Origin of the sequence: Pseudomonas sp. JL2, assembly GCF_031570495.1 — a bacterium.
In the GTDB taxonomy this organism is placed as follows: Bacteria; Pseudomonadota; Gammaproteobacteria; order Pseudomonadales; family Pseudomonadaceae; genus Aquipseudomonas; species Aquipseudomonas rhizophila.
Window position 1 is genome coordinate 17,691 of record NZ_JAKUDH010000014.1, and the last position, 24,468, is coordinate 42,158.

Genomic DNA, 24,468 nt, shown 5'->3' on the forward strand with positions numbered 1-24,468 from the left:
CCACCAGGGTTTGCGTTGGGCTTAATCTTCCTTCGGCAACTCGATCAAAAACCGCGTCCAGCCATCGGCCGATTCGCAGCGGATCTGCCCGCCATGGGCGCGGACGATGGAGCGGGTGATGGCCAGCCCCAGCCCGGCGTGTTCACTGCTGCCTTCCTGGCGGGCCGGGTCGGCGCGATAGAAACGGTCGAACAAACGCGGCAGCAAATGCGCTGAAATCCCGTCACCGCTGTTCTCCACGTTCACATGCATCTGCCCAGCGCCCTCGACAATATGTACCCGTACTTCGCCACCGTCAGGCGTGAAGCGCAAAGCATTGTCCAGCAAATTGGACAGGGCCCGGCGCAACATGCTGCGGTCTCCGTCGATGCGGCCGTTGCCTTCACGGCTCAAGCGGACGTGGGCGTCTTCGGCCAGCGGGGCGAAAAACTCCAGCAGCAGATCCACTTCCTGAGCCAGTTCCAGCGGTTCGCGGCTGGGTGCCAGCAAGCCGTGGTCAGCCTTGGCCAGATAGAGCATGTCGTTGACCAACTGCGCCATCCATTGCAGCTCTTCAAGATTGCTGTGCAGTGCTTCGCGATAATCCTCCAGCGAGCGTTCGCGGGTGAGGGTGACCTGGGTGTGGGTCAGCAGGTTCGATAAAGGGGTGCGCAGTTCATGGGCGATGTCGGCAGAGAACGCCGAGAGCCGTTGAAACGCATCATCGAGACGTCGGAGCATGTCATTGATGCTGTGGGCCAGTTCCGCCAGTTCGGCGGGCATGTGTTCTTCCGGCAGTCGGGCATTGAGAGAGCGGGCCGAGACGCTGCCGGCGATGGCCCCCATACGCCGCAACGGTCGCAAGCCGCGCCGGGCGGCCCAGGCCCCGAGCAGGGCGGTAGCCAGGGCCGAGAGGCCGACCGTCAGCCAGATCAGGCGCTGCATGCGTTGCAGGAAATGCTGGTGGTGGGTGATGTCCAGCAGCAGCGTCAGTTGCGGCGAGTCCGGGCGGTCGGGGTACAGCGGTGCATTCAATACCCGGTAGTCAGTGTCGGCATCGCTGAGGGTGGACAGGCCGGGACGCTCCGGCAACTGAGCCGGAATCCGCAGCGAACTGTCGTACCAGCGCACGCCATCGCTATCCTTGATGCGCAAGGCCAGGTCGGCCTGGCGACTGAGTTCATCTGCCAGACGGTTTTGGGTTTGCTCGGCATCAAGCCCCTGCAGGGCGCGACGCAGGCCGATCAGTTTGCCTTCGAGCAGTTGCTGATCCAGCTCGATGAAGTGCGCCTCGCTGCCACGGCTGAACAGCACGCCGGCAAACAGGGAGACCACGGCGGTGCAGGCGGCGAACAGCAGCGCCAGCCGGCTGCTCAGCGACCAACGCCCCCTCACAGGTTGCGCTCTTCAAGGACATACCCCATGCCCCGCACGGTGTGGATCAGCTTGCTGGGGAAATCGTCGTCGATCTTGATTCGCAGGCGCCGTATCGCGACCTCGATGACGTTGGTGTCGCTGTCGAAATTCATATCCCAGACCTGGGAAGCAATCAGGGATTTGGGCAGGACCTCGCCCTGGCGACGCAGGAGCATTTCCAGCAACGCGAACTCCTTGGCCGTGAGGTCGATGCGCTGGCCGCTGCGTTCGACGCGGCGGCGGATCAGGTCCAGGCGCAGGTCCGCCAGTCGCAAGCTGGTTTCCTGGGGCGTCGAACTACCACGGCGCAACAGGCTGCGGACTCGCGCCAGCAGTTCGGAAAAGGCAAAGGGTTTGACCAGGTAATCGTCGGCGCCCAACTCCAGGCCATGCACGCGATCCTGGACCGCATCCCGCGCGGTGAGAAACAGCACCGGCGTATCCAGGCCGGCCCCGCGCACGGCCTGCAAAATCTGCCAGCCATCGCGGCCGGGCAGCATCACATCGAGGATCAGCAAGGCATATTCACCGCTCAAGGCCAATTGCTGGCCGGTAATGCCATCGGCCACCAGGTCGGCGTTGAACCCGGCTTCGGTCAGGCCCTGGCGCAGGTATTGGCCGGTTTTGGTTTGGTCTTCGACGATCAGCAGTTTCATGGGCAGCTCAAGGCGTTGTTGGAACGAGGGCGTTATACCGCGTCGGACGTGGCCGTGGCTCTACCTGACAAAGTTGTAATCGAGCCGTAAGCCGATTGGCAGGTGTGCAGAGATAGAGTTCTCACACGCTGAATCTGACAGGAGTATGGACATGTTAATGGCAAACCGCTTGATCCTGACCGCCTTTGCACTGGTGCTCAGTACGCCCACGTGGGCGTCACCGGGCCATTTTGATTTCGGCCAGCCTGCCTCGGCGGCCAAGGCCAGTCGCAGCATCGATGTGGTGATGGGGGACATGACCTTCGACCCCGGTGCACTTGATATCAAGGCTGGCGAGACCGTTCGGTTCGTGCTGATCAATAAAGGTCAGTTGCTGCATGAGTTCAACCTGGGCAATGCCGCGATGCACGCCCAGCATCAGCAGGAAATGCTCAAGATGCAACAGAGCGGACAACTGACCCCGACCGCAATGAAGCAAGGGATGGCCCATGACTCCATGGGGCACGGGGACGCCGGCATGCGCCATGAAGACCCCAACAGTGTGCTGGTGGAGCCGGGCAAAACCGCCGAGCTGACCTGGACCTTCAACAAGGCCATGCGGCTGGAGTTCGCCTGTAATGTGCCCGGCCATTACCAGGCCGGGATGAAAGGCAAGCTGACAGTCAGTCAGTAAGCACTCAAAGGCTGGGGCAAAGGCTGATAGAATTGGCTGATTCTTCAGTCAGGTTTCCGTCATGCATCCCGCAGCCGAACATTCGCCGCTGGGCAAATCCAGCGAATACATCGCCACGTACACGCCGTCACTGCTGTTTCCGATCCCGCGCACCGCGAAATGGGCGGAACTGGGCCTGACGGCCGAGACCCTGCCGTACAAGGGCGTGGATTTCTGGAACTGTTTCGAGCTGTCGTGGTTGCTGCCGTCTGGCAAACCGGTGGTGGCCATCGGTGAATTCGCAATCGCGGCGGATTCACCAAACATCATCGAATCCAAATCCTTCAAGCTGTACCTCAACTCGCTGAACCAGACGCCATTCGCTGATACCGCGAGCCTGGAAGCAACCCTGCGTCAGGACCTGTCGGCGGCCGCCGGTAAACCGGTGGGCGTGCGCATCCGCAGCCTCAAGGACGTGGAAAGTGAAGGGGTCGTGGCATTACCCGGCGTGTGCATCGATGACTTGGACATCACCGTCGACTCCTACGAGCATCCGCGCCCGGAGCTGCTGCGCTGCGATGATTCGCGCATCGTGGAGCAAAGCCTGCACAGCCATCTGCTCAAATCCAATTGCCCGGTGACGAGCCAGCCGGACTGGGGCAGCGTTGCAGTGCAATATCGCGGTGCGGCGCTGGACCCTGCCAGCCTGTTGGCCTACATCGTCAGCTTCCGCCAGCATTCGGATTTCCACGAACAGTGCGTGGAGCGGATCTTTCTCGACCTGCAACGCTTGCTCAAACCGGAAAAATTGACGGTGTATGCGCGCTATGTGCGGCGGGGTGGGCTGGACATCAACCCGTATCGCAGTACCGAAGAGGTACAGCTGCCGAACCATCGCCTGGTCCGGCAATAAATAATCCTGTGGGAGCGAGCCTGCTCGCGATGAGTCAGGCACATTCAGCATTGATGTTGGCTGAGCCACCTATCGCGAGCGGGCTCGCTCCCACAGGGGGTTGCATTTCATATCGTGAAAAATGAAAAGCCCCGCTATCAATAGCGGGGCTTTTTTGCATCTGGCGGGTTTAGATTCCCATGTTGCCCAAGGCTTGTACGATGTTGCGCAACGTCCCGGCAATAGTGGGGTGATCCAGTTCGAAGCGCTCGACAGCCAGGTTCACACCATCGACCAGGTCGGCATTCTGAAGCGAATTATCCAGTTCGATCTCGGCTTCGAGCTGAATCATCAGTTGATGCAGATTCTCGCGCTCCGGCTCGGAAAGCGGCGGGTTCTGTTCCAATTGCTCGCGCAGTTCATCAAGTTGTTTCTGCAATTCGCGGGCAGGCATTGGCGTACTCCCTTTATTGATAGGCACAGCCATGGACCGCGACGGTGCGTCAAAAGTCCGTGGCTTGCCTTAAGAGTAATCCACCCTTGTGCACCCTGCATGATCTCGGTCAGGGCTTTTCACCTTTGAGCCGACGCAGGCTGATATCCGCCAGGCAGGTGTCGAGTTCACCCAGGTGATCGATCACCGAATGCACCCCCAGGCCGAACAACTGTACGGTGGCTTTGGCGCGCTTGGTCTCCCGTTCCTGTTGGCTCAGGAGCTGCCATTCGTTCGGCGCCAGGCCACACAGCGAGCCGCAGGACGCTAACCCGATGGTCCACAAGCCGGCATTGAGCCCCGACTGCAACAAGCGCGGCTCGCCGCTGACCAGCACGCAACCGTCCAATTGCTGGACGTTCAACGCCATCAAGGCCTGCCAACAGGCATGCGGGGCCGGCCACGGATAATTTGTTGCGGGAAGTTGCGGCGATTTGATCCACGCCGGTAACGAAGCAGCCAGGCTATGACTGATGGCAGGTGGCAGTTCGTCGAGCCAGGCGCAGGGAATCTCCTGAAGCTGCAAAAGGCGCAGGCTTTCGAGGGCGCCGGGGGTTGGCTGCGAATGCTCGGTGGGCACTGCGCCTGCCTGTCGCGCCCTTGCCCCGAAATCCACCAGACAACCGCTCAAGCCAAACAGTACGGCGGTCAGGCTGGGGGCGGGCAGGGGCAGGGTTTCGGCGCGGGGCATGGGAACGTCCTTGAAATATCCCGCAGCCTAACGTGCCTCAATGACAGTCCAATGACAGTGAAATGAAGGCGCCGGGTGCGGAAAAATCCTACGAGCAGCTTCTCTTTCAGTGCTGTCTATCCAAGCGTTCCGCTTTATACTAGCCCCCTTACCGCCTGGGCTCGGCGCCCTTGCCTGAATAATCCAAGGAGTTTTCCCTATGCGCTGGAGCCATTGTCTAGCTCAGCTGTGTTTGTCTGCCTGCGTCCTGCTGGCTCCCTTCGCCGCCCAGGCCGCAACGGAAGACGATCCTTGGGAAAGCATCAACCGCCCGATCTTTACCTTCAACGACACCGTTGATACCTACGCACTCAAGCCGCTGGCCCAGGGTTATCAGTACGTGACGCCGCAGTTTCTCGAAGACGGAATCCACAACATGTTCCGCAACATCGGCGACGTGGGCAATCTGGCCAACAATGTCCTGCAGGCCAAACCGGCCGCAGCCGGGGTCGACACGGCCCGGTTGATCTTCAACACCACCTTCGGCCTGTTGGGGTTCTTCGACGTGGGCACCCATATGGGCCTGCAACGCAGCGATGAAGATTTCGGCCAGACCCTGGGTTATTGGGGAGTCGGCAGTGGCCCGTACGTGATGCTGCCGTTGTTGGGACCAAGCACCTTGCGTGACGCGCCGGCCAAGCTTGTCGATGACTACACGGCCCCTTATCGTTACATCGACAACGTCTCGGTGCGTAACTCGATCTTCGGTCTGAACATCGTCGATACCCGCGCCAGCTTGTTGTCCGCCGAAAAACTGGTGAGTGGCGACAAGTATGTGTTTATCCGCAACGCCTTCCTGCAGAACCGTGAATTCAAGGTCAAGGATGGCCAGGTCGAAGATGATTTTTAATTTCGCCCGGTAACCCCAGGAAGGCGGCCTCAGGGCCGCCTTCTTTGTTTTGAGGCACTGTTTAAGCAGGGATCGAACCTTCCATTGAGTTACGCTTCGCTCGGTTCTTATAACTCTCTGTACTTTGACAAACCAAGACGGCAAGCGGCTATCTGCATGAGCTTGAAACGCCCCGCGGATGGGAGTACCGTCTGCGCCTTAGAAGGGCACCTCTGATGTAACTGTGTGTAGGACAAGGGCCTACATCCGGTACGACAGAGAGGCTAGAAAGCGAATCCAGTAGTGAGCGCCAGGCCCAGTTGCCCAGCCCGCTACGCCAACCTAATTCTGGCGCCGTTTGCCCACATGCCAAAAACCAGTGCCACGCTGCTGATAATCGATGATGACGAAGTGGTGCGAGCCAGCCTCGCAGCCTACTTGGAAGACAGTGGTTTCAGCGTCCTGCAGGCCAGCAACGGTCAACAGGGTCTTCAGGTATTCGAGCAAGACAAGCCCGACCTGGTCATCTGCGACCTGCGCATGCCGCAGATGGGCGGACTCGAACTCATTCGCCAGGTCACCGAGCTTTCCTCGCAGACCCCGGTCATCGTGGTTTCGGGTGCGGGCGTGATGAACGACGCGGTTGAGGCGTTGCGCCTGGGCGCGGCCGATTACCTGATCAAGCCCCTTGAAGACCTGGCCGTGCTCGAGCACTCGGTGCGCCGGGCCCTGGACCGTTCGCGCCTGTTGGTGGAGAACCAGCGTTATCGCGAAAAGCTGGAAACTGCCAACCGCGAGCTGGAAGCCAGCCTGAACCTGTTGCAGGAAGACCAGAACGCCGGCCGCCAGGTGCAGATGAACATGTTGCCGGTCAGTCCCTGGACCGTTGACGATTTCCGTTTTGCCCACCAGATCATCCCGTCTTTGTATCTGTCGGGGGATTTCGTCGACTATTTCCGGGTCGATGAACGTCGAGTGGCGTTCTATCTGGCGGACGTTTCCGGCCATGGCGCTTCGTCAGCGTTCGTGACGGTACTGTTGAAGTTCATGACCACGCGTCTGTTGTTCGAATCCAAGCGCAACGGCACGTTGCCTGAGTTCAAGCCATCAGAAGTCCTTGGTCATATCAACCGGGGCCTGATCAGTTGTAAGCTGGGCAAACACGTGACAATGGTCGGTGGGGTCATCGACGAGGAGACGGGTTTGTTGACCTATAGCATCGGCGGTCATCTGCCGTTGCCTGTGTTGTATACGCCTGACAGTGTTCGTTACCTGGAAGGGCGTGGTTTGCCGGTGGGCCTGTTCAATGAGGCCACCTACGAAGACCACGTACTGGAACTGCCACCGACCTTCAGTTTGACGCTGATGTCTGATGGCATTCTGGACCTTTTGTCAGAACCTACACTCAAAGAGAAAGAAGCGGCCTTGCCTGAACGGGTAAGCGCAGCGGGCGGCAGCCTGGAAGGCTTGCGTCAAGTGTTTGGATTAGCCACGCTAGGGGAGATGCCGGATGATATCGCCCTGTTAGTGTTGAGCAGGAATCTTTGATGAGTACCGGTAGAATCCAGTTCGCCGAGCAGGACGGCACCTTTGTCCTGAAGTTTGTCGGTGAAGTGCGCCTGACCCTCTGTTCGGCGCTGGATGCGACTATTGAGCGGATCTTCACCGCGTTGAACTTCAACGCCATCGTGATCGACCTGACCGAAACCCGCAGCATCGACAGTACCACTCTGGGCCTGCTGGCCAAGCTGTCGATCCTGTCGCGGCAAAAGGTCGGCCTGCTGCCGACCGTGGTCACCACCCACAACGACATCACCCGGTTGCTGCAATCCATGGGCTTTGACCAGGTATTCAATATCGTCGGCGATCCCGTGCCATGCCCTGAGTGCCTGGACGATCTGCCCGATCAGGATCAATCGGAAGAGGAAGTGCGGATCAAGGTGCTTGAAGCCCATAAGATCCTCATGGGGCTGAACGACTCCAATCGTGAAGCGTTCCATGACTTGGTGAGTGCGCTGGAGCGGCCTTGATTCACAGGTTTTGCGTAGACTGAGCGGGCCTCATCGCGAGCAAGCTCGCTCCCACAATGTTTATCTGCCCAGCGCCCCCTGTGGGAGCGAGCTTGCTCGCGATGGCGGCCGGCCAGCCGCCACCTTCCCAAGCCTATAAAAAAGGGCGAACCCACCCAGGTTCGCCCTTCTTTATGCCTTCGAAATCACCTCAAAGCTTGGCTTGCAGCAACGCCTCAAGCTTCTCCTGGTCCCGAGCGAACTGACGAATGCCTTCAGCCAGTTTCTCGGTCGCCATGGCGTCCTCGTTGGACAACCAGCGGAACTGCGCTTCATTGAGGCTCAAGCGCGCTTCGCCGGCTTGTCCAGGTGCCAGCTTGCGTTCCAGCTTGCCCTCGTCGGCGGCCAGTTTCTCCAGCAGATCCGGGCTGACCGTCAAGCGGTCGCAGCCGGCCAGTTGCTCGATCTGGTTGAGGTTGCGGAAGCTTGCGCCCATGACCACGGTCTTGTAGTCATTGGCCTTGTAGTAGTTGTAGATGCGCGTCACCGACTGCACGCCCGGATCATCGGCACCGGTGTAGTCGTTGCCATTGGCCTTCTTGTACCAGTCATAGATGCGGCCGACAAAAGGCGAAATCAGGAACACGCCGGCATCGGCGCAAGCCGCAGCCTGGGCGAAGGAGAACAGCAGCGTCAGGTTGCACTGGATGCCTTCACGCTCCAGCTGCTCGGCGGCGCGAATACCTTCCCAGGTGGACGCGATCTTGATCAGCACGCGATCGCGGCCAACGCCGGCCTTTTCGTACAGGTCGATCAGGCGATGCGCACGTTTCAACATGGCCTCGGTGTCGAACGACAGACGCGCATCCACTTCAGTGGAAATACGCCCCGGAATCACCTTGAGAATCTCTTGCCCGACCGCCACGCCAAAACGGTCGCTGGCCAGGCCCACATCGCCCTTGCAATCGGCCACACAGGCGTTCAGCAGCTCGGCGTAGCCTTGAATGGCCGAGGCCTTGAGCAGCAGGGAAGGGTTGGTGGTGGCATCCACGGGTTTAACGCGGGCGATGGCTTCGAAGTCGCCGGTATCGGCCACTACGGTAGTGAATTGTTTGAGTTGTTCCAGCTTGGAAGTCATGAGCGTGCTCTGTCCTATGGGTCTGTTGACATTACCCGAGGGCCGGCAGCCACTCAAGGGCGTGAAAGGGGATCGATGGCCCCAGCGGCAACAACCTGAAAACGGATGTTTGAAAGGCCGGGGCGGGTATCGGTAGATACGATGCCAAAACAGGACTCAGGTTCAAAACAAGTGACGGTCAGCGTCCTTCCAGCATGCCCGCCGCCTGATCCAGCAGCGCCAACGGGTCTTTGGTTTTGTGGATGTCCACCGACAACAACTGCCGAAAACGGCGCGCCCCAGGAAACCCGGTACCCAACCCCAGTACATGGCGAGTGATGTGATGCATCGCTCCGCCGGCGTCCAGGTGCTTGGCGATATAAGGCCGCAACTGCGCCAACGCCTCGGCCCGACTGATGACAGGTGCGCTGCTGCCAAACAGTTGTTGATCCACCTCGGCCAGCAGATACGGATTGTGATACGCCTCGCGCCCCAGCATCACACCGTCGAATGTCTGCAAATGCTCGTGGCAGGCTTCCAGCGTCTTGATCCCGCCGTTGAGCACAATCTCCAGCTCCGGGAAATCCTTCTTCAACTGTGCCGCCACGTCATACCGCAGCGGCGGGATCTCACGGTTCTCCTTGGGCGACAGCCCCTCCAGAATCGCAATCCGCGCATGCACGGTAAAACTCGTACAACCGGCGTCACGCACCGTCCCGACGAACTCACACAACTGCTCGTAACTGTCCCGCCCGTTGATCCCGATCCGATGCTTGACCGTCACCGGAATCGACACAGCATCACGCATCGCCTTCACACAATCGGCCACCAGCTCAGGATGCCCCATCAGGCATGCACCAATCATGTTGTTCTGCACGCGATCGCTTGGGCAGCCGACGTTGAGATTGACCTCGTCATAGCCATGCTCCTGAGCCATCCGCGCGCACGCGGCCAAATCGGCCGGGACACTGCCGCCGAGTTGAAGCGCCAGGGGATGCTCGGCTTCATGGTGACGCAGGAAGCGCTCGTGATCGCCGTTGAGCAACGCGCCCGTGGTGACCATCTCGGTGTAGAGCAGGGCGTGTTTGGAGAGGATGCGTAGGAAGAACCTGCAGTGGGGGTCAGTCCAATCCATCATGGGTGCAACACTAAAGCGCCGAGACAGCGTAGGCCTTGTATTTACTGGGCTAAAGCTCTGTTTATCTAGCATTTTCTTCAACGTGTTCTGGGCGTGATTTCGGGCGTTTTCAGGCGTTTTTGAGGACTCGGTGGTACGATGTACCACTTCAAAACTGACGCGTACCACTTTTGACATGGCGACTATCAGGGCAAGAAAACTGGCGGATGGGTCTGTTAGCTATACGGCTCAGATCCGCATCAAGCGCGACGGAGTGCAAGTCTATCAAGAGAGCCAGACCTTCGCCCGAAAACAGGCGGCGCAGGCCTGGGCGCGCAAGCGCGAATCCGAATTGGATGAACCAGGTGCGATTGAGCGAGCGAGCCGCAAAGGCGTCACGCTCAAAGATATGATCGATCAGTATCTGGTCGAGGTCGAGAAAGCCCGGCCGCTGGGCAAGACCAAACGCGCAACCCTTACGGCCATCGGCGAAACATACATGGGCAAGTTGGCCGATACCGATATCAACACCCAATGCCTGGTCGATTATGCGCTGTGGCGAATGAGCCCCGAGGGGGGAGGCGTCCAGGCGCAGACCGCCGGCAACGACCTGGCGCACCTCGGCGCCGTGCTTTCCATCGGAAAGGATGCCTGGGGTTATCAGCTCGATCCTATGGCAATGGGTGGTGCACGGCGTGTACTGCGCAAGCTGGGATACAACCTGAAGAGCCGCGAGCGTGACCGGCGCCCCACGCTGGATGAGTTGGGGAAGCTCATGCAGCATTACCAGGACATGCAAGCCCGGCGTAGAAGCATCATCAATATGATGAAAGTGGTGGGCTTCGCCCTGTTCTCGACGCGCCGTCTCGACGAAATCACCCGGATTCGCTGGGATGACCTCGACAAGCCCGGTCAGCGAGTGTTGGTACGCGATATGAAGAACCCAGGCCAGAAGATCGGCAACGATGTGTGGTGCTACGTGCCAGACGAGGCCTGGAAAATCCTCCAGACCATGCCCCGTGCCGGCGAAGATATCTTCCCCTATAGCCCTGAATCAATTTCCACGTCCTGGGCGAAGGCCTGCAAGATCTTGAATATCCAGAATCTGCACTTCCATGACCTTCGGCACGAAGGTGTAAGCCGTCTGTTCGAAATGGACTGGGATATCCCCCGGGTGTCGAGCGTTTCAGGACACAGGGATTGGAATTCGCTGAGGCGCTACACCCACCTACGTGGCAAGGGTGATCGCTATGTGAAGTGGGAATGGTACGAAGAGATATTGAGGGCGCCCGTCCAACTGGGCGCCGCATCAATGAAGTGGCTCAAACGGCGTGTTTTAACCCGTTGAGCTGGTTGTTCTCCTTAACCGCGGCTGCGCGCTGTTGATCGAGATACGCGGCCAAGTCGGTGATATGGATCCCCTTGGCCGACTTCTGACTGCGTTCCAGGCGTGTGATAGGGATCTTGATCTGCCCGCTCATCACCTTGCGTTGAAACATGTCGGGCGTCAGGTGCGTGAAGTAGTCTTGGCAAACCTGCTCCAGCGAGATAATCGCCTGGCCGTTGTACTGGGCCATCAGGATAAAGGCTGTGTTCATGATGTCCCTCACATCCGAAACGATTGGTGAATGAGCGTCGCCCGGGCGGCACTTCCTGCCGGCTGTGCGCTGTCGGTCTGGATCTCGCAAACAAACCGATGCCGTTCCCGGTTCGGTGTGCTCAATGCCTCAGTAAGCCCTGGCACCACGCCGAGGCATTGCTCATAGGCGTCTGGCCCGGCCCAGCGTTGGGTGGGTATCACCTGGCAATCCGTACGTGTTGCGTCTGCGCATAGGTAAAGCAGAAGAAAAACGGTCATACACCGGCCTCCAGCTGAGACACACTCAACGCAACCGCCACCGGCCGCACCCAAATCGAAACATTGCTGAGCATGAACGTCTCCCCAGCCTCGGCGAGCAGCAGCGTCATACCGAACACATCGGCCATCGCCTTCGCCGCCGCCCGTGGCACCGCATTGCCGATGCGCTCCCGGTGAAGGCCATCGTTGACGCCGTCCAGCTGGAAGAAACGCGCTTGCTCGATCTTGCGAACACGCTGCATCACACGGATTTCATGCGCGGTCTGCGGATCTGCTGACCAGTGCTCCTCCGGATCGAACAGCGATTGCAGCGCGGCCAGCTCCAGCGTGGTGAAGGGGCGGTGCCAGGTGCCGTCGAGGCTGGTGATCATGCAGGTCAGCCTGTCGTTGGGCGCCGGCATGCGCTGGTCCGCAACCGACCACCGGCCGTTGTCGTGGCAGGCACTGGCGGAAACAGCGCCTGCCGGATCCTTCCATTTGACTACCCCGTAATGACCACCGGTCAAATAGGCATCGCCCTTGGTGCGGAACATGCCCGGGCGTGGATCTGCGATGGATAGAGCACCGCTGGCAACTTGTTGTGAGCCGGTAACGGTCCTGGCGTTGTCGTCCCAGGGGGTGATGCGCAACTTTTGCGAGCTGGCCCCTGGGTGCCAGTTCTTATACGCAGGGTTCGCCACGGCAAAAGCGCCTTGTCCGGTGGTGCTGCCGGCGATGACGGTACCGGCCGGCTTGCTGTAGTCGGTTACCAGGTACTTGCCGAAGCCCTTGGAGGGTTGCCGAGGGTCAGCCACGGCCTGGCCTCCAGAGCTTGGCCCGTGCCCTGCGGTGACGGTGCCGGCGGCTTGGTCGTTGTGAACCACGCGGAACACGTTGTTGTGCCGCTCGCCGCTCATACGCGGGTCTGCAACGCTGAACGTCCCTTGCCCAGGGCTTCGTTGGCCTGTGACAACGCCACAGTGGCGGTCGTAGGGCAGCACGCCGTATTGGGTGTATTCGAATTTGCTCGCCGGCCGTGGATCCGCTACTGAGAATTTTCCATTGGTAGGGCTCGACCGGCCGGCCACGGTTCCGGCGGTGTCCTGCCATTCATTTACACCGAGATAACCGGCGCGGTACTCAGGCACGATTACAAAATCGCGCAGATGGCCATCCTCGATCGCGAACCGACTCAGGCTGCGCCAATCCTTACCGGCCTCAACCAGGGCCAGGCGTACCCATGTCTTCCACTGCAACGCCGGCACCCGATGCATAGGCCCAGCCTGCTCCACGTCACCTGCCAGTGGCATACGGCTCAGCACGTCGCCCACGGCCCGCAGGCTGCGTTTTTCCGGTTCATACAGGAACGCCGGTACTTTTTCGACGTGCCTGGCGACCAACAGAAAACGCTTACGGCTTTGGGCCAATCCGCCGATTTCGCCACAGTCATGGGTGGTCTCGGCCACGGCGTAGCCGTAGTGGCGCAGCAGCTTGTTGATCTGGTCCAGCAAATGCCGCCCACGGGTTGCCAGGCGCGGTACGTTTTCGAACACGATCAGCGACACGGGGTTGTGCTTCCAGGCCTCACACATCAGCCAGACACAACGCAGGGTCAGTTCGTTGAGCGCCTGATATTTCGGCGTCTGGCTCATGGTTTCCGACAGCAAGCCCGATGCGCCTTTGCAAGGGCTGCTGATGAACACGGCGTCAGGGTCTTCATTGCCGGCGGCGCGGCGAAGAACCTCGGCGGTAGCCTCTTTCCAACCGGCGGGCGGCTGCTGCCCATGGAAGGCGATGTACTGCTGCCGGGTGAACAAATCCATGAGCGTGCCAGGTACGCCGGTCATCATCTGGAAGTCGCGCAAGCCGGCGGGGTCGACGTCGACGCCGCCAAGGCAGCGCCATTCAGCTTGCACGGGCCCCAGGACTGGTTTGGAGTCGCTGAAGCCAGCAGCGCCGCTGCCAAGGCCGCAGCATAGATGGAAGTGAGTAAGGGTGCGTTTAAGCATCGGAGGCACCCCGCGCGGTGTCGCAGTCATCGCAAGTGCCAAAAGGGCATTTGGGGCATGCTATTAGCGCGGCCTCTGTAGCCCATCCATTTGCGCGCCGCTGTCTCATAAGTTTTAGGGCTTCTTCCGCCCGTTCAGTGATAAAAGCCGGATACGTACTGTCATCGATGGCCAGGTCATGAACGAATTCTTCCAAGGCCTCCATGGCCGCTAGTTCATGGCCGCGACTCCACGAGACAACTGCACCGCCGTCTATTTCTTTCGGTACAACATTGCCTTGGGCTCCAAGGACAACAATGGTGTCGTAGCGAGGTGTGGTAGCCTCTGGCGTGCCGCTTTGGGGTTGATTCACTTGCATGGTGGCTCTCCTTTTGGTGGCAGGTGTCGGGGAGTTGGCGCTCCTCGACACCATCTTTCAGGCCGTTGTGGCCTGGTCTTGCTTGATGATTGCGATGACTTCATCCCGGTCCTTCGCATAAGCGAAAGGCAGTTCGCCGCCTGGGCGAGTGATGGGGTAACGCGCTTCTGGCAACCGGCACTCGGCCACGGTGTAGCCGCTGTCGGTAACCCAGCAGTTCTGCTGCACTTGCCCGTTTCGGTTGCGTTTCGGTGCCCACTTCATGCCCAAACCCTGATCAGTTCTGCCCAGATGGCATCGCCGTCGGGGAAGTAGGTGTGCACTTCCTGTTCTGGTGAGAAATCCAGTTGCAGCACGGCCAGGCAGTCGTCGAACAACGCTGTGTCGAGGCCGCGTAGGCTTGTCAGCACAAACGGGTAGTCGTGGCCGTTGTAGAGCCCGAGCAGGAAACGGCCGACAATGGCGCTCTGGCCTGTACTGCGCAGGGCGACAGGGACCAGGCGGTTCAGTGCCTCGATACCGGCCTTGCGGATGGCGGGGCGCTTTGCTTCGAACTCTTGCAACTGCTGGAACCAATTGGTCTGTTGTTTTTGGGGCGCCGTGTTCATGCGAACTCTCCTGTTGTTGCGGTTGTTAAACGCCCTGGAAAACCCAGCAGCGAATGGTTCTCGGTTTGTCGAAAGCGTCCAGCAAGCGCGCTGAGTTAACGGGCTTGTTCGATTCCAGAAACTTGGGTGACTTACTGGTCTTGAGTAGGCGTTTCAGGTCGCTGAGCGCTGGCACCTGCTGCCGCTTGTTGGCGGCCATCTCGACGAATTCGTTGAGGTTCACGGCGATCAGGCCATCCCGGCGCGCATGGTTGAGCGCGCCTTTTTCGTCCAGGCCATTGAGGAATTCGTACAGGTCCCAAAACTCGCGCACGGTCGGATGGTCGGCGTTGATTGCCTGCTGTCGCTCCAAGGCCATGCGGCTGACCTCAGCGTGCGCGAGAGCCTTACGGCGTTCGCCCAGGGGCACGACTTCTGCCAGTGCATCCACCAGGCTGCGCAGTTGGGCGTGGTTCTTGGCGATACGCACGGTGCGCACGCCGGGCTGGGCCAGCAGCTCCTGCTCGTAGCGGGAGGTGTTTTCCTCCATAAGGCGCATGGTGTTGGCTTCGCGTTGCAGGGCCTTGACCAAGAAGCCGCTGATGTTTTCCATCGGCATGCGTTCCAGTTGCTCGGCGAACTGCTTGGTTTCCGGCGTGTGGTGCTCCCGCGTCAGGTGGACATGGCAAAGTCGCTGCAGGATGGGTTCCGAGGCGTTCACCGGGTTGTTCTGAGCGATCAGCAGGGCGGCGCGGAACGGCGGTTCGTGAGTGTCGTTGCCATTGTTCTTCACGCCGGTGGAGCGAACGCTACGGCCGTTGTAGGCGGTTTTCAGTTCGTCCCAATCGAAGTGCTTAACCGGCTGTCCATCCTTCTGTTCACGCTCTGACTCGATCAGTACCACCGGCAAGTTGCTGACCTGCGAGAAATTGCGCGCACGGCTCGCGGCTGTCGCTTTGGATGGGTCGAAACCCTCGTAGTCAGTGCGGCCGACCAGTTTCCACAGCAGCTCGATCAATGTGGTTTTGCCTGAGCCAGCTTCACCCACCAGCTCAAGAAACATCAGCGACTTGTGGATCTGCCGGATCTGCTCAGCGTGCAAAGCGCCCAGCCACCAGGCCAGCACCACCAGGCCCTGTACGCCAAAGCAGCTCCAGAAAATGTCGAACCAACCTTCGTGATAGGCATTGAGGTCAGTATTGATGTGCAGCACCGGCGACTGGCTCTGCGACTTGATGCTCAGCTTGCCCAGGTCGAAGAAGTCTTCCTTGTTGCGCTTTTGTATCGTCCCGCCAAAGAAGGCCAGATCGTTGAAGACATAGGCACCGTGCTCGCGGCTGTAGCCGATCCATTCGATGGTGTTCACGGTTTTCAGGCAATCGAGCTGGGGCGCCAGGATCCGTTTCAGTTGTTGGGCGCTACCCTCGAACATCGCGCCATTGGAAACGTTGAGCAGGCGATTCGCGAACTCAGGCGCAGAGGTGAGTTGCTTGGCCGTGAACGTACTTTTGATGACAGCCCCTTGCGGGCGCTCGATGCGGAAGTAGTACCAGGCCTCGTCGGTCAGGTCGTTGCGCATGTAATACAGCGCCTGGAAATTGCAGTTGGCGATGCTGGTGACCGAGCCCGACTGACGCAACGCCTTGTAGCGCCGCTGTTCATCCGTGAGCAACTGATCCTCATGCCGGTCCGAACTTTCAAGGTCACCCATGGCACGGTCGTACCGTTCAAGGTCTAGCCGAAACCAGTACAGGCGCTTGCGGAACGAAAAATGGAATTCCTTGCGCTCGTCACGCAGGTAGATGAGAAAACCCTTTTCCTCGGCGGAATCAGCCAGCAGCAAGTCCCCGTGGTGCAGGGCTTCGTCGAAGTCTCGCTCAATCTGCTCGGCGCGTTTGTCGTCGCCCTCAATCGACTTCCACCGTAGGTGAAGGTCGTTCCAGTCCACTTTTTTGCCGTTGGGCTGCGGAATCACTGCCGCTTTGCAGGTAAATCCCAGGTCGCGGGCCTCCTTTGCCCAGCGGCGCATGTTGGCCTTTGCGACTGGCTCGTTATCAAGCGCCCAGACAAGGCGTGGCAGGCGCTTGTCAGCGTCATGGCGAAGTTTGACCAAGGCCTTGAGCGAGTCGGTCGGGCAGGGTGCGCTGGACATCATCGACACGGCCGAGGTGTCGTTATGCAGCAGTGCGATGGCGTCGAAGATACCCTCGGTGATCCAGAGTTCATCGACGTTCAACAGGTCCACGCTTGGCGGACACCACCAGACGCCCTTGTAACCTGGCAGGCCTTCGCCAGTTGGACGGAAGCGAGCTTTCATCTTGCCGAATCGGTCAGGCCGGTCTATCAGGCGCTCCCAGTAGCCACCTTTTTCCAGGGGGAAACGCACCGTGGCACTGCCAATGTTCAGCCGGCTATCCCAGTAGTTTTCCTGGGTGAACCAACCGGCGATCAGCTCAAATTTGAAGCCCCGCGCAAACTCAAGGTAGGCGCGTGCTGTGGCAACAGGGTTATCTGGGGTGGACGGTACGTTCTTGCTCCAGTCGTTGAACAAGTCGTCGTAGACGTCCTTGACGTGGACCCGGTGGCCGCATTTTTCCGGCCGTCCACAGATCAACGTCCAGGGCGAATCGTAGAAGGTGTACAGGGTCTTCTGGCCGCAGCTTGGCGCAGGGCATACACCCTTGCGCATGTAGTTGGTGCCGGGCATGTGCTTGAGCTGGTAGTCCCGCTCAATGCGTTGGATGACGTCGGCTCGCAGCCTTTGTTCCATTTCCATCGTGGCTTACTTCGCTTCGTCGAGACTGTGTTTAAGGGCGCCAATCAGGCGTTTTTGCGCGGACATCACCGGGAAGGCCGCGAGCAACGAGCCATGCCGCAAACCCTCGGGAATCCTGCGAAAGCGGTCGTCGTACCAATGCTCGTTGAACTGCTGGGCGTACTGGCTCCGTAGCGCTTGGAGCAGCGCTTCGGCCTCTTCGCGGGGCAGTTTTGCGGTGATGGCGACGTCGATTTGCATGGTCCACCTCGTATTTCGGGCAAAGCTCACCCAAACCCACGGGAAGCGGGGCAGGGCGGGTTGTTTAAACGGGGATTACTGAGGGTGTTGCTTCAGCGCGTCATCGCGCTGGGCGAGCAGGGTCTGCGGCAGCAGCCTTGCCGGAACCGGGTACCGAAGGTCGGCCCGGGTATCGATCAGGTGGACGACAGTGCTGCCTGGGCTGTTACCCCAGTCCACGCCGATCCACTTGCGCTGGTTGATGACCTGCAATTCAGTCCAGGCGTTGTGCACCAGCTTCTGCGCCATGAACACCGGCACTTCCAACGCGGTGGTCATGTGCCGAACGCAGTTTTCGTACAACAGATCAGAATCCACCAGGTGCTGCGCTTCGTGCCGTTGCAGGTAGGCGAACGCCACTCGTTGCATGCTGCTGCGGTAGTCGTGGTCAAGCTCTTCATGGTTCATTGCGCACACTCCATTTCCATTTGGTCGAGCAGGTCGGGTTGATCGTTGGCGGACTTCATCGCGGCACGGCGCAGGGCAATGTCGGCGATGGGCAGCTTGACGGATGGGTTCGCCATGCCGCTGGGGCTCATTTCATGAGTCATTTCGAACTCAGCCCGCACCGACCAGCCGCAGGCCTCGTTGGTGCATTGCAGGTAGGCCACGCGCAGGAAAATGTGTGTGCCTTCGCTGGTGCGGATACGCATGCGGCCGAGGCAGTGCGGGCAGACGAGTTTGTAGGTACTCATTACCGATTCCCCTAAAGCGTGTCTGCCGCTTCGAGCGCGATATTCAATGGAGTAATCGCGTCGCCGATTGCGATCCTGATGTCACTACCTGAAAGTGAGTCATTGGTGGTTGTGACGATTTCTTTTAAGGTGTTCAGCCGCTGCTGGGCGATAACCAGCAGGTCCAACAATTGATGTCTTTCTACTTCGGGGATAAAGGCCATGGCGATTCACTCAAAAAAGGATGTTGAAAGCTTGTTGCAGCGCTTGCTGGAGAGGCACGAAGCGCTGGTCAAAATCATGAATGGCCGTGAAACCACCAAAACGACTAACTTGCATACGGAGCCAGGTGTGGCAGTGAGAGCCGAAGACATCCGCTTCGCAGTTGACGACGTCGCGACGGCGTTGAAAGAGATCAAGGCGCGCCTCGGTAAGGGCTGATGGCACATTTTCATGCCTATCGCCCCCGCACTGGCTTGCTGTGCAGTTGGATGGTGGCCAGCACCTCGGAATGACGTGCGGCCATATAGCGATTGTGAGCGCCGAGAATCGCCTCGGCCTCGCCTGGCTCAACTACCCCGTCCTCCAACGCCTTCGCGATGATCTGATCTACGTAGCCACGCTTCGCTGCGGCGTGTACCGACCGGCTGTACAGGTCGATGTTGTCCAGCGTCTCGGGTTTAGCGAGCGGCACGAACATGCCGCCATACATGGCCGCGATGTATTCAGGTAAGTGGGTAGTGTCGGCGTCCTGCTCAAGCAAATGAATCTGTTCATCACTCAGGGGGCGGCTGCCGGCGTTCTCGTAAACATGGTTGTCGAACTTCTTGAGTTCATAACCGAGCCGGGCAGCGGCGCACTCGCGCCCGCCGGGGTAAGCGCAAATGACTGCGCTCATCACTTGGCGCTTGGTCGCTAGTAGTGGGCGTTTCATCTTCTGGTTTCTCCCTGGTGCCATCGGCCCTACAGTCATTTCATACAGCCTTGCATTCTGTTTGCTCGTTGGAGTCCGCCAGGATTCCGGGTAGGACTTCCTTGCCGATCACCTTGGAAAGGTCACGCAGAATGCGGAACGACAAACGACCGCGAGGCAGCGTGTCGTGACCTGCCCAGCGCTGAACTACCTGAGTCACCGTGCGTGGCTCGTAGCCGTGACTGATTGCGAACTGGCGGAAATTGCTGCCGTGCTCGATCAGTCGCGCCTGAATCTGGCGCTTTTCCATGGCTTGGCTCATGGTTGATGTGTTCCTGTTTGGTTAAGATGTACTCGTTACGCATAAGCCTATTTACTCTTTTTGCATAAATCAAGCGGTATTGACTCTAAATGAATAAAACGTCGCTCGACGCTGTGCTTGATCGTTTGATGACGGTTTTTTCGGTTGATAACGATAGCGAGCTGGCTAGAAAGCTCCATGTGAACCGCCAGACGCTCGGCAGCTGGCGAAGCCGTCAGTCAATTCCTTATGCGTTGTGCGTAAGCGTGAGCGACGCCGTAGGAATCTCACTTGATTGGCTGCTTGCGGGTGAGGGCCCCATGCTTCGCGATGCGCCTGAGACGAAACCCTCACCAGCTCTGAATGATCCCCGGGAAGAGGCCATGCTTGAGCTTTTCCGGTCGTTGGGAGAGGCGGGTAAACGGGAGATACAAAGCGCTGCTGAGGAGAAGAAACGCTTAATGGACATCGAGCAGCGCCTCAAGGATTTGACTGAAGCCCTTGCCGATTCCAAAAGGCCAGCATAATCTGTACCCATTAAGAACGCGGCGCTCACAATTTTTATCAAGCATCTCGCAGTGAGTGGAAGTGAAGCGCGATTGCTCCGTAGTTTTCGGATCCTCGATTTGTATAGGGATATTTATGAGCGCTGTTGTCAATGAGCTATTAAGTGCCGCAAAGAAAATTGACTTTGAGAGTGCAAATGAAGCCGAAACCAGAATAAAGCTGATCGACAAAGTACTATTTGAAGTGTTGGGTTGGACGTTAAATGATGTCCAGGTTGAAGAGCGCGTTTCCGAAGACGGCGGTACGACTTATGCCGATTATGTTATTCGAACGGCAAGTACTGCATTCGTTGTTGAAGCTAAGAAAAGTGGAGTGGTTTTTCAAAGCCTTCCTCGCGACAGACGCATAAAACTTACTAATGCGAATATGCATGGTGCGCTCGGTGAGGCGATTATACAGGCGCGAGATTATTGTAGAAAATTAAGCATACAATTTGCCGTTGTTACAAACGGAAATCAATGGGTAATATTTCCTGCGAATCGTACAGATCAAGTCACCTTTCATCAGTCTTACGGGTTGGTTTTTAACTCGCTTGAATCTGCGCTTAAAACAGATTATGCGGAATTTGTAGGGATTCTTTCTCGGGATGCTGTCGTAAATTCAAGTTTGGAGAATACTCTTCTTGGTTATACTGAGGATCAAGTTGAGGGGCGAAGGCTTCGAAATTTTTTCAGGAGTTCGCGGTCGGTCAATCAGAACACAATTTACCCTTTGATTGAAAATTCGATTACAACGGCTTTCTCTGATACGATCATCGAAATGGATTCCGCCCTTTTTGAGAAATGTTATGTTAATTCGCCCGATAAGACGAAGTTTGATCGGCGTATTAATATGCATATTTCAAAAAGCCAGCATTTATTCAGTGCGCAGCCAGCGCGTCCGATGCTGAAAAAAGATGCTAATTTTTTTCGCGATAAACTTCAAAACTTGCAGAAAAAGGCAAAGCCACTAGCTATAGTAATTCTAGGTACGGTTGGCGCGGGAAAAACTACTTTTCTTCACTATACAAGAAACGTAACAGCTGCCTCGATCTTTGAGAAGAAAAAAGGAGTGGCATATCCACATTGGATAAGAATAGACTTTTTAAGTTATACTAATGATCAGTTGCCAGTTGACTTTATCTACGACGGCATTAAAAACTATCTCATCGATGATGATTATTTCTCCGATTACAAACTTTGCGTAGAGAATGCTTACAAAGTTGAAATTGAGGGTATGAGAAAAGGCCCTGCGTTTCTAGTTGCCAACCGTCCTGAAGACTTTGATAAGTTAGTAACTGAAAAAATGATGGCGGATTATGCTGCTGTTAAACCATACGTTGATAAGCTATTGGTTTATGGTGCATCTAATGCTCCCGTTTACTTGGTAATCGATAATATCGATCAGTTAGATGAGACGCTTCAGTCTAATATTTTCACTGAGGCAGTTGCATTTTCCCAACGCTTGCGTCTGAATTTAGTAATTGCTTTGCGAAGTTCTACTTATGTTGAACATCGAAATTCACCTGCTTTCAATGCTTTTGATTTTGACCCTATCTTGATTGAGCCTCCTAAAATTGAGGCGGTGTTGTCGAAGCGGTTCTTTTTAGCTAGAAATTTGATCAGCGGAGAATCTGGCGATTTCATGTCGGAAAATGGCATGAAAGTTCACGTTGCAGATCTGGCGAATATTATTGAACTGATGCAAAGTTCAGTGCTGGGGACAGATGTCGGGACGCTACTCGAAGTACTTGCAGCAGGTGATGTACGAAATGCTCTTCGGATGACCCGCGAATTCATTGAGCACGGATATTCAAATCCTGGCAAAGCTTATAACACTTACCGGTCCGGTGGCAAATATACCTTACCAAAACATGAGGCTTTAAGGGCGATATTGCTCGGTAACCAGTCCGTTTATGATGAATCGTTTTCCTCTATTGGGAATCCTTATGATTCAAGGCTCGGTAGGACAGGATTACAGTTGACTAGGCTTTTCGTACTTTCTGCGTTGGTACAGTATAGTTCTGACGCCTCCTTTCAATATTTGGACGGACTTGAAATCAATCGCTGCTTAAGATCGGTAGGTATCGGTGATGAAGTTGCGTTGAAAGTACTCAATGATTTGTGTAGGTTTAGATTTATTTACACTGGTGGGCATGGCGAGGCGGATTTTAAGTCCAGCTATTATCCTAGTCGTTTGGGTGGGTATATAGTACGAGATTTATTGTCAAACTTCATGTTTGTGGAAAACATGATGATGGACACGTTCGTAGCGGATCAGGAGGTTTGGGAAATGCTAAATATTATGGGGCGTGAAGTCTCTAATAATAGTTATAGCAGGCTCCAACGAGTAGGATATAGGGTAGAGCGGGTGCGAGCGTTTCACAAATATATGTGCGCGCTGTATACGAATCTTTCGGACGAGGCTGTAAAGCGTGCTCTTCCAAAAGAGTGGCACTTCAACGTCATGCGCGAAGTGTATCCCGCGCTCGAAGCGAATATGAAGGCAGCACTCGATTCCGCTGAGCGGAACTACGGCCAAACAGGGAAATAAAATTGAGTCAAGCGGACTCTAAACTCTGAGTCCGTTGTAAGTCGTGGGCTAATCGTTAAGTTTCTTGTACTCTCTTTCTACCGCTCTTTTAGCTGAGCTTCGACTAGCATATAACCACCGCAACCGCTTCGGCTTGCTCTGATCCCCCGCCGTCACAGTCTTTTCCTTCCCGGTTTTCTTGTCGCGGTAGTACGCGATGATCCCGGTGTAATCGCCTTTGTTTTCCTCGGCCAGCCCCTCAACCGTATCCTCGGGCAGCTTGCTTTCCAACTCCAGGCGCACGGTGTACCCATTATCCGGGCTCAGGGTGTGCTGCACGTTTCCTCCATACCAGATGATCTCGTCAATCTCCGGTTTCACGCCCTGGAGCGTGTAGGTCAGTTCGGGAATGAGGTCAGGTCGCCCACGCGCGAGGGTATAGCTGAGCGTCGCGCTGCCACGTTGCAGGCGGTTGAATTCCGCCCGGGCAGCGCGCAGGGCGGACTGGCGGTCGCTGAAGGTGTGGCGCAGGTCTTTGAGGTTTTCACCACCACCGGCGATGGCCTCCTGTTTCTTCGCACTGTTCACGTCGTAAAAATAGGCGCGTACACCGTCGTAGCTGTCGCGGTCAGCTTGCAGATAACGGTGTTGGTCGCCATCGGCGCGGGTGAGGGTGATATGCGGCAGCTCGGCGCCGGTGGCCGTCTTGCCGCCGCCAGCCGGCAGGCACAGCAGGCAGCCGGCTTTGACGGTGACCACAGCGTCAAACTCCTCCCCGACGCGGCTGATCAGGTTGGCGTCGGATTCGTTGGCCTGGTCCAGCTGAAGAATGGGCAATCCGTCCAGGGCGCCGGCAATGGTGGCGGTGAGGCCGTTGCCCAGGGCGATGTCGCCCAGGACGTCGCCGAGGGTGGTATTGCTCCAGCTGCGCTCGCGTTTAGTCTTCAGGCCTTTGCGAAGGTCCGCCGAGCGGGCGCGGATACTCAGTACGTCCGGCGCGCCGCTGTGTTCGGTTTCATCGACGGTGTAGGTGCCTTTGTCCACTAGGCCGGTGTCGCTCCAACCCAGCCACAGCCGGATGATCGCGCCTTTGGGCGGGATCGCCAGCAGCCCGTCGTGGTCGCTGAGGGTGATGCTGAGCTGGTCGGCCTCGATCCCGCGATTGTCTGTCAGCTCCAGGCTCATCAGCCGTGGGCTGATCAACTGGGCGATGTCATTGCCATCGACTGTGATACGAAACGCCGGCACCGGGTAGGCCGCATCGCGGCGGTAGCGTTCGACCAGGTCTTCGACGTAGCCGGTCACCTTGGACAGGGCAGCATCAATCACAGCAGCGACCTCAAGATGTTGACGCCTGCGCTGGTACCGGCGCCGAGCAGATCGATCCGGTCGTCATCGATGCGCTTGAGGTTGATCGTGAATTCAATACGCCGAGGCGTGCCGTCACGGAAAAACAGCGTCTTGGTTTCGCTCAGGCCTTCGATAATCCATAAGCCGTAGATCCGGCCACTGCCTTCGACCATCGGCCAGGCCTTGCCGGTGTTCGCCATCAGGCGCAGGGCATCGAGGCTAAGGGCGGTGCCGGCGAGCTCCGGCAGGATGACGCCGGGTAGGGTGATGGTGTCGTCGCCGCGCCCGACAAACTGTCGAGCCGGAGCGGCGCCGACGCGGCTGTTGCTCGCGTGGCGCCAATCCGTTTGACGTTGCAGCTCCTGGTAAGCGGCGGTGGACAGGCTGAACACGAACATGCCCAAGGCAAGCATCAT

30 protein-coding genes are annotated in these 24,468 nt (G+C 57.6%); 9 read left to right on the forward strand and 21 right to left on the reverse strand.

Translation table 11 applies throughout. The annotated features are described in order from the left end of the window. Window positions 1–21 precede the first annotated feature (21 nt). On the reverse strand, window positions 22–1,374 hold the full coding sequence (locus tag MKS85_RS17975) for a heavy metal sensor histidine kinase (protein ID WP_288916202.1): 1,353 nt from the start codon (window positions 1,372–1,374) through the stop codon (window positions 22–24). Further along, window positions 1,371–2,051, reverse strand: coding sequence for a heavy metal response regulator transcription factor (locus MKS85_RS17980; RefSeq protein ID WP_047227225.1), 681 nt, complete (start codon window positions 2,049–2,051; stop codon window positions 1,371–1,373). The genes MKS85_RS17975 and MKS85_RS17980 overlap by 4 nt, the downstream gene beginning before the upstream one ends. A 151-nt stretch (window positions 2,052–2,202) precedes the next feature. On the opposite strand from MKS85_RS17980, the gene MKS85_RS17985 reads away from it, so the two are divergent. After that, window positions 2,203–2,724, forward strand: a complete 522-nt coding sequence (locus MKS85_RS17985) for a cupredoxin family protein (protein ID WP_310663051.1) — start codon at window positions 2,203–2,205, stop codon at window positions 2,722–2,724. A gap of 61 nt (window positions 2,725–2,785) precedes the next feature. Continuing rightward, window positions 2,786–3,616, forward strand: a complete 831-nt coding sequence (queF, locus tag MKS85_RS17990) for an NADPH-dependent 7-cyano-7-deazaguanine reductase QueF (RefSeq protein WP_139050702.1) — start codon at window positions 2,786–2,788, stop codon at window positions 3,614–3,616. A gap of 169 nt (window positions 3,617–3,785) precedes the next feature. Here queF and MKS85_RS17995 read toward each other — a convergent pair whose 3' ends face one another. Further along, on the reverse strand, window positions 3,786–4,049 hold the full coding sequence (locus MKS85_RS17995) for a DUF4404 family protein (protein ID WP_047227228.1): 264 nt from the start codon (window positions 4,047–4,049) through the stop codon (window positions 3,786–3,788). 109 nt (window positions 4,050–4,158) lie between these two features. Further along, window positions 4,159–4,779, reverse strand: a complete 621-nt coding sequence (locus MKS85_RS18000; RefSeq protein WP_047227229.1) for a hypothetical protein — start codon at window positions 4,777–4,779, stop codon at window positions 4,159–4,161. A 199-nt stretch (window positions 4,780–4,978) separates the two neighbouring features. Here MKS85_RS18000 and MKS85_RS18005 point away from each other — a divergent pair, with 199 nt between their 5' ends. From MKS85_RS18005 to rssC, 3 genes are all read left to right on the forward strand, one after another. Next, window positions 4,979–5,668: a VacJ family lipoprotein gene (locus MKS85_RS18005; RefSeq protein ID WP_310663052.1), complete on the forward strand. Its 690-nt coding sequence runs from the start codon at window positions 4,979–4,981 to the stop codon at window positions 5,666–5,668. A 345-nt stretch (window positions 5,669–6,013) separates the two neighbouring features. Beyond that, the gene (gene rssB / locus MKS85_RS18010) at window positions 6,014–7,195 is read left to right on the forward strand and encodes a two-component system response regulator RssB (protein WP_047227231.1); all 1,182 of its coding nucleotides are present in this window, start codon (window positions 6,014–6,016) and stop codon (window positions 7,193–7,195) included. Beyond that, window positions 7,195–7,677, forward strand: coding sequence for an anti-sigma factor antagonist RssC (gene rssC, locus MKS85_RS18015; RefSeq protein ID WP_047227232.1), 483 nt, complete (start codon window positions 7,195–7,197; stop codon window positions 7,675–7,677). Before rssB ends, rssC begins: the two co-directional genes overlap by 1 nt. Before the next feature lie 190 nt (window positions 7,678–7,867). Here rssC and tal read toward each other — a convergent pair whose 3' ends face one another. Beyond that, window positions 7,868–8,794 (reverse strand): transaldolase, encoded by a 927-nt coding sequence (gene tal, locus MKS85_RS18020; RefSeq protein ID WP_047227233.1) that lies wholly within the window; start codon window positions 8,792–8,794, stop codon window positions 7,868–7,870. A 178-nt stretch (window positions 8,795–8,972) separates the two neighbouring features. Next, on the reverse strand, window positions 8,973–9,983 hold the full coding sequence (gene dusA / locus MKS85_RS18025) for a tRNA dihydrouridine(20/20a) synthase DusA (protein WP_310663109.1): 1,011 nt from the start codon (window positions 9,981–9,983) through the stop codon (window positions 8,973–8,975). A gap of 103 nt (window positions 9,984–10,086) precedes the next feature. Here dusA and MKS85_RS18030 point away from each other — a divergent pair, with 103 nt between their 5' ends. Beyond that, entirely contained in the window at window positions 10,087–11,238 is a 1,152-nt protein-coding gene (locus MKS85_RS18030; protein WP_310663053.1) for a site-specific integrase, read from the forward strand. Here MKS85_RS18030 and MKS85_RS18035 read toward each other — a convergent pair. The 11 genes from MKS85_RS18035 to MKS85_RS18085 all read right to left on the reverse strand — a co-directional run bounded on the left by MKS85_RS18035 (window position 11,213) and on the right by MKS85_RS18085 (window position 18,634). Beyond that, complete coding sequence (locus MKS85_RS18035; protein ID WP_310663054.1) at window positions 11,213–11,488, reverse strand: pyocin activator PrtN family protein; 276 nt, start codon at window positions 11,486–11,488, stop codon at window positions 11,213–11,215. The two genes, MKS85_RS18030 and MKS85_RS18035, sit on opposite strands and share 26 nt — an antisense overlap. 8 nt (window positions 11,489–11,496) lie before the next feature. After that, complete coding sequence (locus tag MKS85_RS18040) at window positions 11,497–11,748, reverse strand: hypothetical protein (RefSeq protein WP_033028075.1); 252 nt, start codon at window positions 11,746–11,748, stop codon at window positions 11,497–11,499. After that, window positions 11,745–13,736, reverse strand: a complete 1,992-nt coding sequence (locus MKS85_RS18045; protein ID WP_310663055.1) for a DNA cytosine methyltransferase — start codon at window positions 13,734–13,736, stop codon at window positions 11,745–11,747. Before MKS85_RS18045 ends, MKS85_RS18040 begins: the two co-directional genes overlap by 4 nt. Beyond that, window positions 13,729–14,094, reverse strand: coding sequence for a hypothetical protein (locus MKS85_RS18050; RefSeq protein ID WP_310663056.1), 366 nt, complete (start codon window positions 14,092–14,094; stop codon window positions 13,729–13,731). Before MKS85_RS18050 ends, MKS85_RS18045 begins: the two co-directional genes overlap by 8 nt. 57 nt (window positions 14,095–14,151) lie before the next feature. After that, complete coding sequence (locus tag MKS85_RS18055; RefSeq protein ID WP_310663057.1) at window positions 14,152–14,358, reverse strand: hypothetical protein; 207 nt, start codon at window positions 14,356–14,358, stop codon at window positions 14,152–14,154. Continuing rightward, complete coding sequence (locus MKS85_RS18060; protein ID WP_310663058.1) at window positions 14,355–14,702, reverse strand: hypothetical protein; 348 nt, start codon at window positions 14,700–14,702, stop codon at window positions 14,355–14,357. The genes MKS85_RS18055 and MKS85_RS18060 overlap by 4 nt, the downstream gene beginning before the upstream one ends. A 25-nt stretch (window positions 14,703–14,727) precedes the next feature. Next, on the reverse strand, window positions 14,728–17,451 hold the full coding sequence (locus MKS85_RS18065) for a toprim domain-containing protein (RefSeq protein WP_310663110.1): 2,724 nt from the start codon (window positions 17,449–17,451) through the stop codon (window positions 14,728–14,730). Window positions 17,452–17,463: 12 nt separating this feature from the next. Continuing rightward, window positions 17,464–17,697 carry a hypothetical protein gene (locus tag MKS85_RS18070; RefSeq protein ID WP_310663059.1) on the reverse strand — a complete coding sequence of 78 codons (234 nt, stop codon included), beginning with the start codon at window positions 17,695–17,697 and terminating at the stop codon, window positions 17,464–17,466. Window positions 17,698–17,772: 75 nt separating this feature from the next. Next, the gene (locus MKS85_RS18075) at window positions 17,773–18,144 is read right to left on the reverse strand and encodes a hypothetical protein (protein ID WP_003199719.1); all 372 of its coding nucleotides are present in this window, start codon (window positions 18,142–18,144) and stop codon (window positions 17,773–17,775) included. Further along, window positions 18,141–18,431, reverse strand: coding sequence for an ogr/Delta-like zinc finger family protein (locus MKS85_RS18080; protein WP_003183346.1), 291 nt, complete (start codon window positions 18,429–18,431; stop codon window positions 18,141–18,143). The genes MKS85_RS18075 and MKS85_RS18080 overlap by 4 nt, the downstream gene beginning before the upstream one ends. 11 nt (window positions 18,432–18,442) lie before the next feature. Next, a complete protein-coding gene (locus MKS85_RS18085; RefSeq protein WP_310663060.1) occupies window positions 18,443–18,634 on the reverse strand; it encodes a hypothetical protein in 192 nt (63 codons plus the stop codon). On the opposite strand from MKS85_RS18085, the gene MKS85_RS18090 reads away from it, so the two are divergent. Beyond that, a complete protein-coding gene (locus MKS85_RS18090; protein ID WP_310663061.1) occupies window positions 18,633–18,851 on the forward strand; it encodes a hypothetical protein in 219 nt (72 codons plus the stop codon). The two genes, MKS85_RS18085 and MKS85_RS18090, sit on opposite strands and share 2 nt — an antisense overlap. 16 nt (window positions 18,852–18,867) lie before the next feature. Here the strand turns inward: MKS85_RS18090 and MKS85_RS18095 are convergent, their stop codons facing one another. Together MKS85_RS18095 and MKS85_RS18100 are read right to left on the reverse strand one after the other, a co-directional pair. Beyond that, window positions 18,868–19,344: a YmfL family putative regulatory protein gene (locus MKS85_RS18095; RefSeq protein ID WP_310663062.1), complete on the reverse strand. Its 477-nt coding sequence runs from the start codon at window positions 19,342–19,344 to the stop codon at window positions 18,868–18,870. Between the two features lie 40 nt (window positions 19,345–19,384). Then, window positions 19,385–19,633, reverse strand: a complete 249-nt coding sequence (locus tag MKS85_RS18100) for a hypothetical protein (RefSeq protein ID WP_144924355.1) — start codon at window positions 19,631–19,633, stop codon at window positions 19,385–19,387. Window positions 19,634–19,734: 101 nt separating this feature from the next. Between MKS85_RS18100 and MKS85_RS18105 the strand changes: the two genes are divergently transcribed. Then, window positions 19,735–20,151, forward strand: coding sequence for a helix-turn-helix domain-containing protein (locus tag MKS85_RS18105; protein WP_310663063.1), 417 nt, complete (start codon window positions 19,735–19,737; stop codon window positions 20,149–20,151). Between the two features lie 115 nt (window positions 20,152–20,266). Continuing rightward, window positions 20,267–22,723, forward strand: a complete 2,457-nt coding sequence (locus MKS85_RS18110; RefSeq protein WP_310663064.1) for a hypothetical protein — start codon at window positions 20,267–20,269, stop codon at window positions 22,721–22,723. Between the two features lie 48 nt (window positions 22,724–22,771). Here MKS85_RS18110 and MKS85_RS18115 read toward each other — a convergent pair whose 3' ends face one another. Both MKS85_RS18115 and MKS85_RS18120 read right to left on the reverse strand, forming a co-directional pair. Then, window positions 22,772–24,031, reverse strand: coding sequence for a phage late control D family protein (locus MKS85_RS18115; protein WP_310663065.1), 1,260 nt, complete (start codon window positions 24,029–24,031; stop codon window positions 22,772–22,774). After that, window positions 24,028–24,468, reverse strand: a complete 441-nt coding sequence (locus tag MKS85_RS18120) for a phage tail protein (RefSeq protein WP_310663066.1) — start codon at window positions 24,466–24,468, stop codon at window positions 24,028–24,030. The genes MKS85_RS18115 and MKS85_RS18120 overlap by 4 nt, the downstream gene beginning before the upstream one ends.